The sequence below is a fragment of the Thiobacillus denitrificans ATCC 25259 genome, assembly GCF_000012745.1.
GTDB lineage: Bacteria > Pseudomonadota > Gammaproteobacteria > Burkholderiales > Thiobacillaceae > Thiobacillus > Thiobacillus denitrificans_B.
Genome location: NC_007404.1, coordinates 108,364 through 123,636 on the forward strand (window position 1 = coordinate 108,364; position 15,273 = coordinate 123,636).

The window sequence follows — 15,273 nt, forward strand, 5'->3', positions numbered from 1 at the left end:
GGCCGAATTCGGCATAATGCTGTGATGCCGTCGCGCCGCGTTTTCCCTCTGCTGATCGGCCTGCTGCTTGCAGGGGCCTTCTCCTCCGTCCCCGCCGCGGAGTTGCCCGAGGGCTTCGTCGCTGCGCTCGACACGGCCGGGATTCCGCGCGAGCGCGTCGCCGTCGTCGTGCAGAAGCTCGACGCCGAACAGCCGCTGCTCAGCCACAACGCCGAGGCTGCGCTCAATCCCGCTTCGGTGATGAAACTCGTGACGAGCTTTGCGGCGCTCGACCAGCTCGGCCCGGGCTACCGCTGGACGACCGAGCTGTGGCTGGACGGCCCGGTCGCGCACGGGGTTCTCGGCGGCGATCTCGTCGTCAAGGGGCGCGGCGACCCGACGCTCACGCTCGAGCGCATGTGGTTGCTGCAGCGCGCACTGCGCGCACGCGGGGTGTCGCAGGTTCGCGGGCGGCTCGTGCTCGATACGGGCTATTTCGTTCTTCCCGAACTCGATCCCGGTGCGTTCGACGGCGAACCGCTGGCCTTGTACAACGCGCTACCGGGGCCGCTGGTGGCGAACTTCAACGCCATCACGGTGCATCTGCGGCCAAACGGCGAGACGGTGCGCGTCGTTCCGGACGTTGCCCTGCCCGGCGTCGATCTGAGTTCGGAACTTGTGCTGAGCGACGAGGCCGGGTGCGACGGCTGGAGCGACGGCATCGAGCCGCGCTTTACCGTCGAGGGCGGGCGGGCCCTCGTTTTTGGCGGGCGCTACGCCGCCGCGTGCGGCGAGCGGTCGCTGTCGCTGAATCTGTTCGAACCGGCGACGACCTTCGATTTTATGTTTCGCGGGCTCTGGGCCGAGTCGGGCGGGCGCATCGACGGCGCGACGGTCTTCGGCGCGGTACCGGCCTCGGCGCCCGCGCTGCGCTTCGCGTCGGAACCGCTGACCGAGGCGCTCGTCCGCCTCAACAAGTATTCCAACAACCTGATGACGCGCAACCTCTTCCTGACCCTCGGCGCCGAGGCCTACGGCCCCCCGGCCACGCCGGAAAAAGCCGCCGACGCGGTGCGCGCGTCGCTGACGCGCCGCGGCATATCGACGCGCAAGCTGGTGATCGAGAACGGCGCAGGGCTGTCACGGATCGAACGCCTGAGTGCAGCGGCGCTGACCCAGTTGTTGCGCGCCGCCTATCGCAGCCCGCTGTTCGCCGAATTCGAGTCGGCGCTGCCGATCGTCGCGATCGACGGTACGCTCAAGCGCCGTTTCAACGGCAGCCCACTGGCGGGCAACGCGCACCTGAAGACCGGCACGCTGCGCGACGTGAGTGCGCTCGCGGGCTACGTCGTCGACGTGCGCGGCGAACGCTGGAGCTTCGTCATGCTCGTCAACCACGCCCAAGCGCGCCGCAGCGAGGCCGCGCAGCGCGCTTTGCTCGAGTGGGTGCAGTCGGATGCCGCCGGCGCGGTAGTGCCCTGAGCTGCCACGGCGGAACGGGAGGGCAACGAGTCAGCTCGCGGCGGCGTCGAGCTGGAGCTTGCCGTCCTTGACCGGAATGCGCGCGCCGGGACGCTGCTCCATGCGCACCTGTCCCTCTTCCTTGCCGAGCCGGTAGCGGACGTCGTAGCCGATCGTTTCGGTATGGCTGTCGTAGACGGTCTTGCAGCGGGTCTCGGTGCGGCTGACCGTGTCCTTGTCCTGCATCCCCTTCTGGATCTGGTTACCGGCGTAGCCACCGGCCGCTGCGCCGGCGACGGTCGCGACGGTGCGCCCGCTGCCGCCGCCGACCTGGCTGCCGAGCAGGCCGCCGGCGATCGCGCCGACCGCCGTGCCGGCGATGCGGTTCGGGTCCTTGACCGGCGCCTGCTCGTTGACGACGACGTCCGAGCAGACCTCGCGCGGTGTCTTGCGGGTTTCCGTGACCGGCTCGACCGCGAGGACCTCGGCGAATTCCGGCTGCGCAAGCGCGCGATAGCCGGCGACGCCGCCGATCGCGGTTACCGCAACGGCGCCCGCGATCACACCTGTCATCATCGATTTATTCATGCTTATTCTCCTCAATGGCGAACGGGAGGCTTCCCATTTCGATCATAGCGCGCGGCGCGGGCGAGCGGCACAGGACTATGCGGGCTGCAGCAGATCGATCCGGAAATCGGCTTCGTAGGGCGGAACGTTGCACTCGATGATGTCGGAAGGCGCGACGTCGAGGCGTACGCCGACCACGTCGCTGCGCACCGGCAGCGTCGTCACGCCGCGGTCGACGAGCACTGCGGTGCGGATTTCGGCCGGCTCGCGACGGGCGAGGTATTCGACCGCGCGCAGCATCGAGTTGCCGTGGTACATCACGTCGTCGACGATAACGACGCTCAGTCCGCGCAGGTCGATCGCGGCGTGCGCGGGATTTTCGGTCAGCTGCGTCTCCGGGTGGAGCAGGGTGAGGTCGTCGGCGTAGCGCTTGATCTGCAGGTCGAAGCGGACGCAGTCGGCGCGGCCCCAGTTGTCGCGCAGCTGCGCGTGCAGGCGGCCGGCGAGCGGTGCACCGCGCCGCAGGATTCCGACCAGCGCGACGCGGCTGCGTCCGGCGAGCAGGCCGACGGTCTGGCGCGCCATGTCCCTGACGATCGCCTCCAACTGCTCGGCGCTGTAAAGGCAGGTCCGCCTGCCTGCGGGTTTTTCGCTCATCCGATTAGACCTCGGTCGGGCGCGCCGGGCGCGTCCCGGCGGCAACGAGCGTCGGCGAGGGGGTGCGCACTGCGTTTCATCTAGAGGCCGAGATCCTGCCAGATCGCGTCGACGCGCGCCTTGACCGCGGCATCCATCGTGATCGGCGTGCCCCATTCGCGCTGGGTTTCGCCGGGCCATTTGTTCGTCGCATCGATGCCCATCTTGCTGCCGAGCCCCGACACCGGGCTGGCGAAGTCGAGGTAGTCGATCGGCGTGTTTTCGACGAGCAGCGTGTCGCGCGCGGGGTCGACGCGCGTCGTCAGCGCCCACATGACTTCCTTCCAGTCGCGCACGTCGACGTCGTCGTCGGTGACGAGGATGAACTTGGTGTACATGAACTGGCGCAGGAAGGACCAGACGCCGAACATCACGCGCTTGGCGTGGCCCGGATAGGCCTTCTTCATCGACACGACCGCCATCCGGTACGAGCAGCCCTCGGGCGGCAGGTAGAAATCGACGATCTCGGGAAACTGCTTCTGCAAGAGCGGCACGAAGACCTCGTTGAGCGCGACGCCGAGGATCGCCGGCTCGTCGGGCGGCTTGCCGGTGTAGGTGCTGTGGTAGATCGGATCGCGCCGCATCGTGATGCGCTCGACCGTGAAGACCGGGAAGGTCTCCTGCTCGTTGTAGTAGCCGGTGTGGTCGCCGTACGGACCTTCCAAGGCGGTCTCTTCGGGATGGATCACGCCTTCGAGCACGATCTCGCTCGATGCCGGCACCTGCAGCGTATTGCCGAGGCAGCGCACGACCTCGGTCTTAGCGCCGCGCAGGAGCCCCGCGAACTGGTATTCCGAGAGGGTGTCCGGCACCGGCGTCACCGCGCCGAGGATCGTCGCCGGGTCGGCACCGAGCGCGACGGCGACCGGAAAGGCCTCGCCGGGATGCGCCTGCTGATGCTCACGGAAGTCCAGCGCGCCGCCGCGGTGCGCGAGCCAGCGCATGATGAGCTTGTTCGGTCCGATCACCTGCTGCCGGTAGATGCCGAGGTTCTGCCGCTTCTTGTGCGGGCCGCGCGTGACTGTCAGCCCCCAGGTGATCAGCGGCGCGACGTCGCCGGGCCAGCAGTGCTGGATCGGCAGGCGCGACAAGTCGACGTCCTTGCCCTCCCACACCATTTCCTGGCACGGCGCGCTGCGGACCTCCTTCGGTGCCATGTTGAGCACCTGCTTCAACACCGGCCATTTGTCCCAGGCGTCGCGCAGCCCCTTCGGCGGCTCGGGCTCCTTCAGGTAAGCGAGCAGCTTGCCAACCTCGCGCAGCCGCGCCGGATCGTCCTCGCCCATGCCGAGCGCCACGCGCTTGACCGTGCCGAACAGGTTCGCGAGCACGGGCACGCGGTGCCCCTTCGGATGCTCGAACAGCAGGGCCGGGCCGCCGGCACGCAGCACGCGGTCGGCGATCTCGGTCATTTCGAGGCGGGGATCGACTTCGGTGGCGATGCGCTTGAGCTCGCCCATTTTTTCGAGCTGTGCGACGAAGTCTCGGAGGTCGTGATAGATCATTGCGGGCGTTCAGGAGCGAATGCGTTGCAGCAGCGCCGTCGTCGATGTCTGGTGCCGGAAAGGGATCGAATGGACGGCGCCGCCCCAGTCCTCGACTTCCGACGCGCCGACTATCCGCTCGTGTGGCCAGTCGCCGCCTTTCACGAGGATGTCCGGCCGGATCCGGAGGATCAGTTCGAGCGGTGTGTCCGCGTCGAACGAGGTCACGAGCGACACCGATTCGAGCGCCGCGAGCAGGGCCATGCGATCGTCGAGCCCGTTGATCGGGCGGCCGCTGCCCTTGTCCTGGCGACGCACCGACGCATCGGAGTTCACGCCGACGATCAACGCGCCCCCGAGTGCGCGCGCCTCGGCGAGATAGGTCACGTGCCCGCGGTGCAGAATGTCGAAGCAGCCGTTGGTGAAGACGAGCGGCCGCGGCAACTGCGCCACGCGCGCGGCGAGTTCGCCGGGCGCGCAGAGCTTGCGCTCGAAGGCGAGTTGCGTCACTTGATGTATTCGAACAGGGTCACGACCTTGGTCACGCCCGCCGTCGTGCGCGCGATCTCGGTCGCCTCGTGGGCCTCGCTGTCGGTGACGAGTCCCATCAGGTAGACGACGCCGGCCTCGCTGACGACCTTGACGTTGGCGCCAGGCACGCGCTCGCTGCGCAGCAGGCGGGTCTTGACCTTGCCCGTCAGTGTGGCGTCGCTCGCGTCGGACGTCAGCGAGCTGAGCCCGCCGACGCTCAGTTCGTTGAACACCGTCCGCACGTCGGGAACGCCCTTGACGACCTCGGTCGCGCGGGCACGTGCGGCCTCGTCGGAGACCTGGCCGGTCAGCAGCACCTGGCGATTGAAACTGGTCGCCGAAATGCTCACCGACCCCTTCGCAAACGCCTCGCGCAGACGGTTCATCGCGCGCAACTCGATTTCCTGGTCGCCGATGAATACGCCCGCGGTCCGACGGTCCAACGCCGCCGCGGTGCCGGCTGCCGCGCCCCCCGCGAGGGTCGCGGCGCAGCCATGCAATTGCGTCAGCGCGACGCCGATCAATACGCCATAAACGAGCTTGTTCATTCTTCGACTCCTAATAAAAGGCTGTCCACCGCATCGCAGAGGCAATGGATGGTCAGCAGATGGATTTCCTGGATGCGTGCAGTGGACTCGGCCGGCACGCAGATGCAGACGTCGCCGTCGTCGATCTGCTCGGCGAGACCGCCCCCGCTGCGACCTGTCAGCGCGATGACCTGCATGCTGCGGGCGTGAGCGGCGGCGACGGCCTGCAGCACGTTGGCGGAGTTGCCGCTCGTCGAGATCGCCAGCAGCACGTCGCCGGGCTGGCCGAGCGCCTTGACTTGGCGCGCGAACACCTGGTCGTAGGCGTAGTCGTTGGCGATCGAGGTCAGCGTCGACGTGTCGGTCGTGAGCGCGAGCGCCGCGAGCCCGGGGCGCTCCTGCTCGAAGCGGTTGAGCATCTCGGAAGCGAAATGCTGCGCGTCGGCGGCCGATCCGCCGTTGCCGCAGGCGAGAATCTTCCCGCCTTGCGCAAGGCTGTGCACGAGCAAGCGCGCGCCTTGTTCGATGCGGGGCGCGAGCGCGTCGGCAGCGTCGAGCTTGCTCTGCGCCGACGCCTGGAAATGGCCGACGATTCTGTCGTGTAAAGGCATGGTGTTCGGGTGTCTAAATTGGCTTCGTCGCGGCTGTGCGAACCCGCGGCTGTCGATGGCATCCGGCATCGCTACCGAGCCCGTGACGGGCGCGTGTTTCGCCGGGCCGCGGGCGCGCCGGCTCTATCCTACATCGTCGAACGCGTTCCTGATCCATTCGGGTTCCATGCCGCCGCTCAGCGCCACGACGTCGAAGCGGCAGGGTGGCAGGGTCTTCAGGTTCGCAAGATATTGGCGCGCCGCCGCGAGCAATCGCTTCTGCTTGGCGGTCGTCACGCTCGCCGCGGCGCCGCCGAAGTCGGCGCGGCTGCGCACACGCACCTCGACGAACACGAGGACTGCGCCGTCGTGCATGACGAGATCGATTTCGCCGAAACGGCAGCGCCAGTTGCGCGTCACGAGTCTGAGACCGTGCGCTTGCAGAAAGCTTGCGGCGCGCGACTCGCCGGATTGTCCGAGCAGGGATTTCAACATCTGCGACAATGCGCGCATGAGTGAAAGTGCGCATCTTACCCCGCTGTTTCCCGGGCTTTACGTCGTCGCGACGCCGATCGGCAATCTCGGCGACATCACGCTGCGCGCGCTCGACATCCTCAAGCGCGTCGACCGCGTCGCGGCCGAGGATACGCGCGTCTCAGGGCAATTGCTCGCCCATTTCGACATTTCCAAGCCGCTGATCTCCGTTCGCGAGCACAACGAGCGCGAAGCCGCCGCGGGCGTCGTCGCCCGCATTCTTGCCGGCGATGCGGTCGCCTACGTGTCGGACGCGGGAACGCCCGCGGTCTCCGATCCGGGCGCGCGGCTCGTCGCGGCCGTGCGTGCCGCCGGTCAGCGCGTGGTTCCGATTCCCGGCGTGTCGGCGGTCACGACGGCGCTGTCGGCGGCCGGCCTTGAGTCGGGATCGTGGCTGTTTCACGGCTTTCCGCCGCCCAAGCCGGGGCCGCGCCGCGCGCAGTTGCAATCACTCGCGGCACTGCCGGTCGCGCTCGTGTTCTACGAGGCGCCCCATCGTATCGAGGAGACGCTCGCCGATATGGTCGCCGTGCTCGACGGCGCGCGCGGCGTCACGCTCGCGCGCGAACTGACCAAGCGCTTCGAGACCATTGTCAATCTGCCGCTAGCCGACGCGCCGGCCTGGCTCGCCGCGGACCCCAACAATGTGCGCGGCGAATTCGTCGTCATCGTCCATCCGCCGTCGAGCGCGGTCGCCGTCGACGCCGAGGCGATGCGCGTTCTCGACATCCTGCAGGCCGAGCTGCCGCCGACGCTCGCGGCCAAGCTCGCCGCGCAGATCACGGGACGCAGCAAGGCCGAACTCTATAAAATGTCGCTGGCCCTGAAACCCCGTTCTGACGCATGACCGACACGCTCACGATCACCCGCCCCGACGACTGGCACATCCACTTCCGCGACGGCGCCGCGATGCAGAGCGTGATCGGCGACACCGCACGCGTCTTCGGCCGCGCGATCGCGATGCCGAATCTGAAACCGCCGGTCGTGACGCTCGCCGATGCCCTCGCCTACCGCGAGCGCCTGCTCGCCGCGTCGGCAGGAACCGGCTTCGAACCGCTGATGGTGCTCTATCTCACCGACAATACGCGGGCCGACGACATCCGCCGCGCGCAGGCGAGCGGCCTGGTTCACGCCGTGAAGTACTACCCGGCCGGGGCGACGACGAACTCGGACTCGGGCGTCACCGAACTCACCAAGGCCTACGGCGCGATCGCGGCGATGGAGGAGGTCGGCCTGCCGCTGCTTTTGCACGGCGAAGTCGTCGACCCCGAGGTCGACGTGTTCGACCGCGAGGCCGTGTTCATCGAGCGACACCTGGTGAAGTTGCTGGAGGATTTTCCGCGTCTGAAGATCGTGCTCGAACACGTCACGACGCGGCAGGCGGTCGAGTTCGTCGGCACGGCGCCGTCCAACGTCGCGGCGACGATCACGGTCCATCATCTGCTCTACAACCGCAATGCGATGTTCCGCGGCGGCCTGCGTCCCCATCTCTACTGCCTGCCGGTGCTGAAGCGCGAGCGGCACCGCGAGGCGCTCGTCGCCGCTGCGGTCTCGGGCAATCCCAAATTCTTTCTCGGCAGCGATTCCGCGCCGCACCCGATCGGCGCCAAGGAGAGCGCTTGCGGGTGCGCGGGCGTCTATTCGGCGCATGCGGCGATCGAACTGTACGCCGAGGCGTTCGAAGATGCCGGTGCCCTCGACAGGCTCGAAGCCTTCGCGAGTTTCCACGGCGCCGATTTCTACGGGCTGCCGCGCAACGCCGCATCGATCACCTTACGGCGCGAATCCTGGGAGGTGCCGGCCCGCCTCGCGCTCGGTGACGAAGCGCTGGTGCCTCTGCGGGCGGGCGAGAAGGTGCGCTGGCGCGTGGTCGGCTGAGCGGTCCCGCCGCGACGAAAGCTTGGCCGAAGCCGGCGCAGGCAATCTGCGCCCCCGGTCGAGGCGGGCCTATAATGGACACGGGAAAGCGGACCAGGCAACCGCTGCCATGCGTACGCGTGGGAGAGGAAAGTCCGGGCTCCACAGAGCAGGATGCCGGCTAACGGCCGGACGCCGCGAGGCGAGGAACAGGGCCACAGAGACGAGCGTATTCAGTTACGGTGAAACGCGGTAACCTCCATCCGGAGCAACACCAAATAGGCAGACGATGACGCGGCTCGCCGAGTCTGCGGGTAGGTGGCTTGAGCGGGTCAGCAATGGCCCGCCTAGAGGAATGGTTGCCCACGACAGAACCCGGCTTATCGGCCCGCTTTCCCACATCTAGCCTTTTCAATACCTTAGCGGTTTTTCCTCGAAACGCGAAGAAAACACATCGCTAAGCGCCGGTTTTTCCAGAAACTTATCCACAACCCCCACCCATCCCTAAGTCCTTGAGACTTAGGGATTTTTTTGCGTTTACGCGCTTGACCCCCCCAAAACTATCCCCTATAGTGGGCCCAAGTGGTGATTGGTGGGAGGTTGTGGGAGAATGCGCCCCGCCGAGGCCGCACAAATTTCAATACGGGGAGAACATGTTTCGGGGTGTCGCGACCGTCAGTCTGGATAGCAAGAACCGGCTCGTCGTGCCGGCGCGCTATCGCGACGCGCTGCTCGTCAACGGCGCCGGGCGTGTCGTCGTGACCGCTGACCCGGGGCAATGTCTGCTGCTCTATCCACTGCCCGAGTGGGAGCCGATCGAGAAGAAGCTCACCGCCCTCTCCGATTTCAATCCGCGTACCCGCAGCCTCAAGCAACTGCTCGTCGGCTACGCACACGACATCGACATGGACAGTGCGGGGCGTGTATTGCTGCCGCCGATGCTGCGCAAGTTCGCCGAGCTCGACAAGAACGTTGTGCTCGTCGGCCAGGGAAGCAAGGTCGAGTTGTGGAACGAGGCTCGCTGGGAAGCGCAGGTCGCGCAGGCGCTGAGTTTCAGCCAGGAAGCGCTGCCTTCGGAGTTGGAGGGGTTCACGTTGTGATGGAGCCCGCCCATGTGCCGGTGCTGGCACAGGAGGCGGTGGCAGCGCTGGCGATCAAGCCCGAGGGCGTCTACGTCGACGCGACCTTCGGCCGCGGCGGCCACAGCCGCATGATCCTCGCGCGCCTCGGGACGCTCGGGCGGCTCGTCGCCCTCGACCGCGATCCCGCGGCGATCGCCGCCGGCGCCGCCCTCGACGACCCGCGGCTGACCCTGCGGCAAAGCGAATTTTCGCGCCTTGGCAAGGTGCTCGACGCGCTCGGGATTGCGCGGGTCGACGGGATCCTGCTCGATATCGGCGTGTCGTCGCCGCAACTCGACGACGCGGCGCGCGGATTCAGCTTCCGTTTCGACGCGCCGCTCGACATGCGCATGGATCCCGGCAGCGGTATCTCCGCGGCCGACTGGCTGGCGACGGCGGAGGAGGAAGAAATCAGTGAAGTCATCCGCACCTACGGGGAAGAGCGGTTTGCTAAGCCGATTGCGCGTGCGCTTGTTGCAGCACGGCAAAAAGAAGCGATCACTAGCACGGCCCAGCTCGCGGGCATCATCGCCGCGGCAGTCAAGAAACGCGAGCCGGGGCAGCATCCGGCGACGCGCAGCTTCCAGGCTATACGGATTTATCTCAATCGCGAACTTGAGGAACTGAAGGCTGTGCTCCCGCAATGCGTCGAGCGGCTGCGTGCCGGCGGGCGTCTCGCCGTGATCAGCTTCCATTCGCTCGAAGACCGCATCGTCAAACGCTTCCTGCGCACCGAGTCGCTCGGCGAGCAGGCGCCGCCGCGCCTGCCGATTCCCGCCGCGATGCTCAAGGCCGGCCGCCTGAGGCTGGTCGGACGCGCGCAGCACGCGAGCGACGCCGAGGTCGCGGCCAACCCGCGGGCGCGCAGCGCGGTGCTGCGAGTCGCCGAACGCGTCGCCGAGGCGGGCGCATGAGTCCTGCGGCCCGCGCCCTCGTGGCTTCCTGCGTCGCGCTGCCGCGTCTACCCGCTCGCCGCGCCGCCGCACGCTGCAGGCGCCGAAAGGCTTGCGCGTGACCCGGCTCGACCTCGTTCTTGCGCTCGTTCTGGTCGCCTGCGCGCTCGCGGTGATCCAGGCGCAGCATCGCGCGCGCACCTATTTCGTCGAACTCGAGCGGCTCAAGAAAGAGGCGCGCGTGCTCGACGAGCAATGGGGCCAATTGCAGCTCGAGCAGAGCACCTGGGCGAACCCGGCGCGCATCGACTCGGTCGCGCGCAACCGCCTCGGCCTCGTGGCGCCGGCCGCCGAGCGCGTGCGCATCGAAACGCTCGGAGGGCTGCCGTGAACTATCACTCGCGCAGGCTGCTCCGGCTGAATCTCGCCCCCTGGCGCATGGCGACCGTGGCGGGCCTGCTGCTCGCCGGTCTGACCGTGGTCGGCGGGCGCGCGTTCTACCTGCAAGGCCTCAACACCGACTACCTGCAGGGAAAGGGGGACGCGGTCGCCAACCGCCAACTCACCCTGCCGGCGCAGCGCGGCCAGGTTGCGGACCGCCACGGCCAGTTGCTCGCGATCAGCACGCCGGTCGAGTCGCTGTGGGCGCGTCCGACCGAGTTGCGCCTCGACGACGCCCAGCGGGCCCAGCTCGCCCGCGTGCTCGGCGTGTCGCCGCAGGCGCTGGCGAAGACGCTCGGGCGCAAGACCCGCGGTGAATTCAGCGTGCGCCGTCCGGTCACCCCCGAGCAGGCCGTGAAAATCGCCGCGATGGGGATCCCGGGCCTGCACCTGCGGCGAGAATTCCGCCGCTATTACCCGGCCGGCGAAGTCGCCGCCCACGTCGTCGGCTTCACCAACGTCGACGATCTCGGACAGGAAGGCGTCGAGCGTGCCTATCAGGACTGGCTCGCCGGGCGCGAAGGCAAACGCGAGATCCTGCGCGACCGACGCGGCAACACCATCCGCGACCTCGCGCCGATCAAGACCGCGCAGATGGGCGGAAATCTTGCGCTCGCGCTCGACCTCAAGATCCAGTATCTCGCACACCGCGAACTCGCCGCGGCGATCGAGGCACACAAGGCCAAGGGCGGCAGCGTCGTCGTGCTCGACGCCAAGACCGGCGAGATTCTGGCCCTGGCCAACCAGCCGATCTTCAACCCGAACAACCGGCACGACTATGCTCCCGGTCCGATGCGCAATCGCGCCGTGATCGACACCTTCGAGCCGGGCTCGACGATCAAGCCCTTCGTCGCCGCCGCCGTGCTCGAGCGCGGCCTGTACGATCCCGACAGCGTCATCGACACGCCGGAGACCTGGCGCGTTGGCCGCAAGCTCGTGCGCGACGTGCACCCGCATCCGCAGATGACGGTGAGCGAGATCATCCAGAAGTCGAGCAACGTCGGCGCGGTCAAGCTCGCGATGTCGTTGACGCCGCAGCAATACTGGGAGGTGCTGCATCGTGCGGGGTTCGGCGAACGGCCGGGCTCGGGCTTCCCCGGCGAGACGGCCGGACGCTTGCGCGACGCCGCGAACTGGAAGCCGGTCGAGCACGCGACCATGGCGTACGGCTACGGCCTTTCGGTCAGCCTGCTGCAGCTGACCCGCGCCTACATGGCGTTCGCCAACGACGGCGAGGTGATGCCCTTGTCGTTCCTCAAGCGCGAGCCGCAGGAAATTGTCGGCGTGCGCGTGTTTTCGCCGACCGTCGCCCGCGAAGTCCGCGCGATGATGGAAGCCGTCACGCAGGAAGGCGGCACCGGTCTGCGCACGCGCGTGCCCGGCTACCGCGTCGCAGGCAAGACCGGCACCGCGCACAAGCTGGTCGACGGCCGCTACGCACCGGACCGCTATCTGTCGTCCTTCGTCGGCATGGCGCCCGCGTCGAATCCGCGGCTCATCATCGGCGTGGTGATCGACGAGCCGTCCGGCGGCGTCTATTACGGCGGCAGCGTCGCCGGTCCGGTTTTCGCCCAAGTCATGGCGGCTAGCCTGCGTCAGCTCGCGCTTCCTCCCGACGCGCCGGAGACCGCGACCCACCTTACGCACAATGTGCGCCCCGCACGTGGAGGCGGTGCGTGATGGCCGTGCGCGACTCTCACAACCCGCTTGCCGCGAGCGCGTCGATGTCGATCCGCGAATCGGTGCCGCACATCCTCGAACGGCTCGGTCTGGCACCGGGCGAGCTCGTCAACGACAGCCGGCGCGCCGCGCCGGGCAAGGTGTTCGTTGCCTACCCGGGCGACGCCCGCGACGGCCGCGACTTCATCCCGCAGGCGGTGGCCCAGGGCGCCGACGGTGTGCTGTGGGAGGCCGATCACTATCAGTGGGATCCCGCGCTCGCGATCCCGAACGCCGGCGTCGCCGGACTCAAGACCCGCATCGGCGAAATCGCGGCACACGTCTACGGCGAGCCGTCGCGGGCGCTGCACATGATCGGCGTCACCGGCACCAACGGCAAAACCTCGGTCGCGCACTGGATCGCGCAGGCGCTGTCGGCGCTCGGCCGCAAGACCGCGATCATCGGCACCGTCGGCAACGGCTTCCCGTCCACGGGCGACACGCCCGCTGCGCTCACACCGGCGCTCAACACGACGCCAGACGCGATCGAGCTCCAGCAGCGCCTCGCGCGCTACCGCGGCGAGGGCGCGGTCGCCTGTGCCATGGAAGTCTCGTCGCACGGCCTCGCGCAGGGCCGCGTCAACGGGTGCCGCTTCAAGGTCGCAGTGCTGACCAACCTGTCGCGTGACCATCTCGACTACCACGGCGACATGGACAGCTACGCCGCTGCGAAGGCGCGTCTCTTCAACTGGCCCGATCTCGAGTGGGCGGTGCTGAACGTCGACGACGCGTTCGGGCAGCGCCTCGAGGGCGAGACGCGGCCGGCGCGTGTTGCCGGCTACGGTTTCCAGCGCGGCGCCGTCGTCGCGCGCGGTCTCCAGTTGTCGCAGGCAGGCATGCATCTGGCGTTGCAGACCGACTGGGGCGACGCCGAGATCGACGCGCCGCTGCTCGGCCGCTTCAACGCCGCGAACCTGCTCGCCGCGCTGACCGCGCTGCTGGTCTCCGACGTGAAGCTCGACGACGCGTGTCGCGCGCTCGCGCAGGTCACGCCCCCTGCCGGGCGCATGCAGACGCTGGGCGGCGAGGCGCATCCGCTGGTCGTGGTCGACTACTCGCATACGCCGGACGCGCTCGAGAAAGTGCTCGCGACGCTGCGAGAAATCGCGGGCGGGGGCCGGCTGATCTGCGTATTCGGCTGCGGCGGCAATCGCGACAAGGGCAAGCGCCCCCTGATGGGCGCAGCGGCTGGCCGTGGCGCTGACGAGATATGGGTCACGAGCGACAACCCGCGCCACGAGGATCCGCGCGCCATCATCGACGACATCCGCGCGGGGCTTGCCGAGGCCGAGGCGGAGGGTCGGGTGCGCGTCGAGGCCGAGCGCGCCCGCGCGATATTCGAGGCGGTCGGCGGCGCGCATCACGGCGACGTCGTGCTGATCGCAGGCAAGGGCCACGAGGACTATCAGGAAGTCGCGGGCGAACGTCTGCCGTTTTCGGATATTGCAATGGCGAGAAAGGCGCTGGAGGCTTGGGCATGAGCGAGGGGAACTGCATGATGCGTCTGTCGGAGGCCGCGGCCATGCTCGGCGTGCCGCTGCCCGGCGCCGACGCCGAAGTCGTGCGGGTCACGACCGACAGCCGTACGCTGCGTCCCGGCGACCTCTTCGTCGCACTGCGCGGCGAGCGCTTCGACGGCGGCGCTTTCGCGGCGCAGGCCCTGCAGCAGGGCGCGGCCGGCGTGGTCCTCGACCGGGCGCAGGCGCCCGACCTCGCGCAGGCGCTGCGCGTCGACGATACCCGGCTCGCACTCGGCCGGCTGGCGCAGGCGTGGCGGCAGCGTTTTGCGATTCCGCTCGTCGCGATCACCGGCAGCAACGGCAAGACGACCGTGAAGGAAATGCTCGCGGCGATCCTGCGCGTCGAAGCGGGCGACGCCGCGGCCGTACTGCACACCGAGGGCAATCTCAACAACGATATCGGCGTACCGCTGATGCTGCTGCGCCTGCGCGACCACCATCAGTACGCCGTGCTCGAAATGGGCATGAACCACGCCGGCGAGATCGACTACCTCACGCGTCTTGCGCGACCCGACATCGCGATCGTCAACAACGCGCTTACTGCGCATATCGGGTTTCTCGGTTCGGTGGAAAACATCGCGCGCGCCAAGGGCGAGATTTTCAACGGCCTCACCGACGCGGGAATCGCCGTGTTCAACGCCGACGATCCGCATGCCGGACTTTGGCGCGAGGCGAATCGCCAGCGCTGCGTCGTCGATTTCGGCCTCGTGCACGCGACCAGCGTCCGCGGTGACTACCGTGCCGACGAATTCGGCTCGGCGCTCACGGTCACGCTGCCGAACGCCACGCTCGACATCGCGCTCCAGGTTCCGGGCGAGCACAACGTCATGAACGCGCTCGCGGCGGTCGCCGGCGCGTTCGCCCTCGACGTCTCGCATCGCAGTGTCGTCGCCGGGCTCGCGGGCTTCGGTGGCGTCAAGGGCCGGCTGCAGCGCAAAGCCGCGCTGCACGGCAGCACCGTGATCGACGACACCTATAACGCCAACCCGGACTCGGTCAAGGCCGCGCTGGCCGTGCTCGCGCAGCAGCCGGGCAAAAAAATATTCGTGCTCGGCGACATGGGCGAACTCGGCGACGACGCCGCGTCCATGCATGAGGAGATCGGCGTCGCCGCGCGGGCGGCCGGCGTCGGCCGGTTGCTCGCGCTCGGCGACCTGAGTTGCGCGACGGTCGCGGCGTTCGGCACGGGCGCGATGCATTTCGAGCGGATCGAGGAACTCCTCGCCGAACTCGAAAACGAATTAGCGCCCGGCACGGTTGTGCTGGTAAAGGGGTCGCGCTTCATGCAGATGGAGCGCGTGGTCAAGAGTTTCACGGAAGCGTCCGACGCGCCGGGGATGCAGGAACACTGAA

Annotated in this window: 16 protein-coding genes and 1 other RNA gene; 10 read left to right on the plus strand and 7 right to left on the minus strand. The window is 68.1% G+C overall.

Annotated elements, in window-relative coordinates:
• The first annotated feature begins 24 nt into the window (after positions 1-24).
• Positions 25-1,461 carry a D-alanyl-D-alanine carboxypeptidase/D-alanyl-D-alanine endopeptidase gene (gene dacB, locus TBD_RS00500; protein WP_041432150.1) on the plus strand — a complete coding sequence of 479 codons (1,437 nt, stop codon included), beginning with the start codon at positions 25-27 and terminating at the stop codon, positions 1,459-1,461.
• A 30-nt stretch (positions 1,462-1,491) separates the two neighbouring features.
• Here dacB and TBD_RS00505 read toward each other — a convergent pair whose 3' ends face one another.
• The 7 genes from TBD_RS00505 to TBD_RS00535 form a co-directional block, all read right to left on the minus strand.
• Positions 1,492-2,028: a glycine zipper 2TM domain-containing protein gene (locus tag TBD_RS00505; protein WP_011310615.1), complete on the minus strand. Its 537-nt coding sequence runs from the start codon at positions 2,026-2,028 to the stop codon at positions 1,492-1,494.
• A gap of 75 nt (positions 2,029-2,103) precedes the next feature.
• Positions 2,104-2,664, minus strand: coding sequence for a bifunctional pyr operon transcriptional regulator/uracil phosphoribosyltransferase PyrR (locus tag TBD_RS00510; RefSeq protein ID WP_011310616.1), 561 nt, complete (start codon positions 2,662-2,664; stop codon positions 2,104-2,106).
• Positions 2,665-2,744: 80 nt separating this feature from the next.
• Positions 2,745-4,208 (minus strand): 4-hydroxy-3-polyprenylbenzoate decarboxylase, encoded by a 1,464-nt coding sequence (gene ubiD, locus TBD_RS00515; protein WP_011310617.1) that lies wholly within the window; start codon positions 4,206-4,208, stop codon positions 2,745-2,747.
• A 9-nt stretch (positions 4,209-4,217) separates the two neighbouring features.
• Positions 4,218-4,697 (minus strand): D-glycero-beta-D-manno-heptose 1-phosphate adenylyltransferase, encoded by a 480-nt coding sequence (rfaE2, locus tag TBD_RS00520; protein ID WP_011310618.1) that lies wholly within the window; start codon positions 4,695-4,697, stop codon positions 4,218-4,220.
• The gene (locus TBD_RS00525) at positions 4,694-5,266 is read right to left on the minus strand and encodes a BON domain-containing protein (protein WP_011310619.1); all 573 of its coding nucleotides are present in this window, start codon (positions 5,264-5,266) and stop codon (positions 4,694-4,696) included. Before TBD_RS00525 ends, rfaE2 begins: the two co-directional genes overlap by 4 nt.
• The gene (locus TBD_RS00530; RefSeq protein ID WP_011310620.1) at positions 5,263-5,856 is read right to left on the minus strand and encodes a phosphoheptose isomerase; all 594 of its coding nucleotides are present in this window, start codon (positions 5,854-5,856) and stop codon (positions 5,263-5,265) included. The genes TBD_RS00525 and TBD_RS00530 overlap by 4 nt, the downstream gene beginning before the upstream one ends.
• A 123-nt stretch (positions 5,857-5,979) precedes the next feature.
• Positions 5,980-6,330 (minus strand): YraN family protein, encoded by a 351-nt coding sequence (locus TBD_RS00535; protein WP_041432826.1) that lies wholly within the window; start codon positions 6,328-6,330, stop codon positions 5,980-5,982.
• A 16-nt stretch (positions 6,331-6,346) separates the two neighbouring features.
• On the opposite strand from TBD_RS00535, the gene rsmI reads away from it, so the two are divergent.
• From rsmI to TBD_RS00575, 9 genes are all read left to right on the plus strand, one after another.
• A complete protein-coding gene (gene rsmI / locus TBD_RS00540; protein WP_049750199.1) occupies positions 6,347-7,216 on the plus strand; it encodes a 16S rRNA (cytidine(1402)-2'-O)-methyltransferase in 870 nt (289 codons plus the stop codon).
• Positions 7,213-8,247 (plus strand): dihydroorotase, encoded by a 1,035-nt coding sequence (gene pyrC / locus TBD_RS00545; protein WP_011310622.1) that lies wholly within the window; start codon positions 7,213-7,215, stop codon positions 8,245-8,247. Before rsmI ends, pyrC begins: the two co-directional genes overlap by 4 nt.
• 85 nt (positions 8,248-8,332) lie before the next feature.
• Positions 8,333-8,625: RNase P RNA component class A (rnpB, locus tag TBD_RS14390), an RNA gene on the plus strand.
• 254 nt (positions 8,626-8,879) lie between these two features.
• Entirely contained in the window at positions 8,880-9,326 is a 447-nt protein-coding gene (gene mraZ, locus TBD_RS00550; RefSeq protein ID WP_011310623.1) for a division/cell wall cluster transcriptional repressor MraZ, read from the plus strand.
• Positions 9,326-10,261 (plus strand): 16S rRNA (cytosine(1402)-N(4))-methyltransferase RsmH, encoded by a 936-nt coding sequence (gene rsmH / locus TBD_RS00555; RefSeq protein WP_011310624.1) that lies wholly within the window; start codon positions 9,326-9,328, stop codon positions 10,259-10,261. Before mraZ ends, rsmH begins: the two co-directional genes overlap by 1 nt.
• Positions 10,262-10,358: 97 nt before the next feature.
• Positions 10,359-10,631, plus strand: a complete 273-nt coding sequence (gene ftsL, locus TBD_RS00560) for a cell division protein FtsL (RefSeq protein ID WP_011310625.1) — start codon at positions 10,359-10,361, stop codon at positions 10,629-10,631.
• Entirely contained in the window at positions 10,628-12,361 is a 1,734-nt protein-coding gene (locus TBD_RS00565) for a peptidoglycan D,D-transpeptidase FtsI family protein (protein WP_011310626.1), read from the plus strand. Before ftsL ends, TBD_RS00565 begins: the two co-directional genes overlap by 4 nt.
• Positions 12,361-13,881 (plus strand): UDP-N-acetylmuramoyl-L-alanyl-D-glutamate--2,6-diaminopimelate ligase, encoded by a 1,521-nt coding sequence (locus TBD_RS00570; RefSeq protein ID WP_011310627.1) that lies wholly within the window; start codon positions 12,361-12,363, stop codon positions 13,879-13,881. Before TBD_RS00565 ends, TBD_RS00570 begins: the two co-directional genes overlap by 1 nt.
• Positions 13,878-15,272 (plus strand): UDP-N-acetylmuramoyl-tripeptide--D-alanyl-D-alanine ligase, encoded by a 1,395-nt coding sequence (locus TBD_RS00575; RefSeq protein WP_011310628.1) that lies wholly within the window; start codon positions 13,878-13,880, stop codon positions 15,270-15,272. The genes TBD_RS00570 and TBD_RS00575 overlap by 4 nt, the downstream gene beginning before the upstream one ends.
• Position 15,273 lies beyond the last annotated feature (1 nt).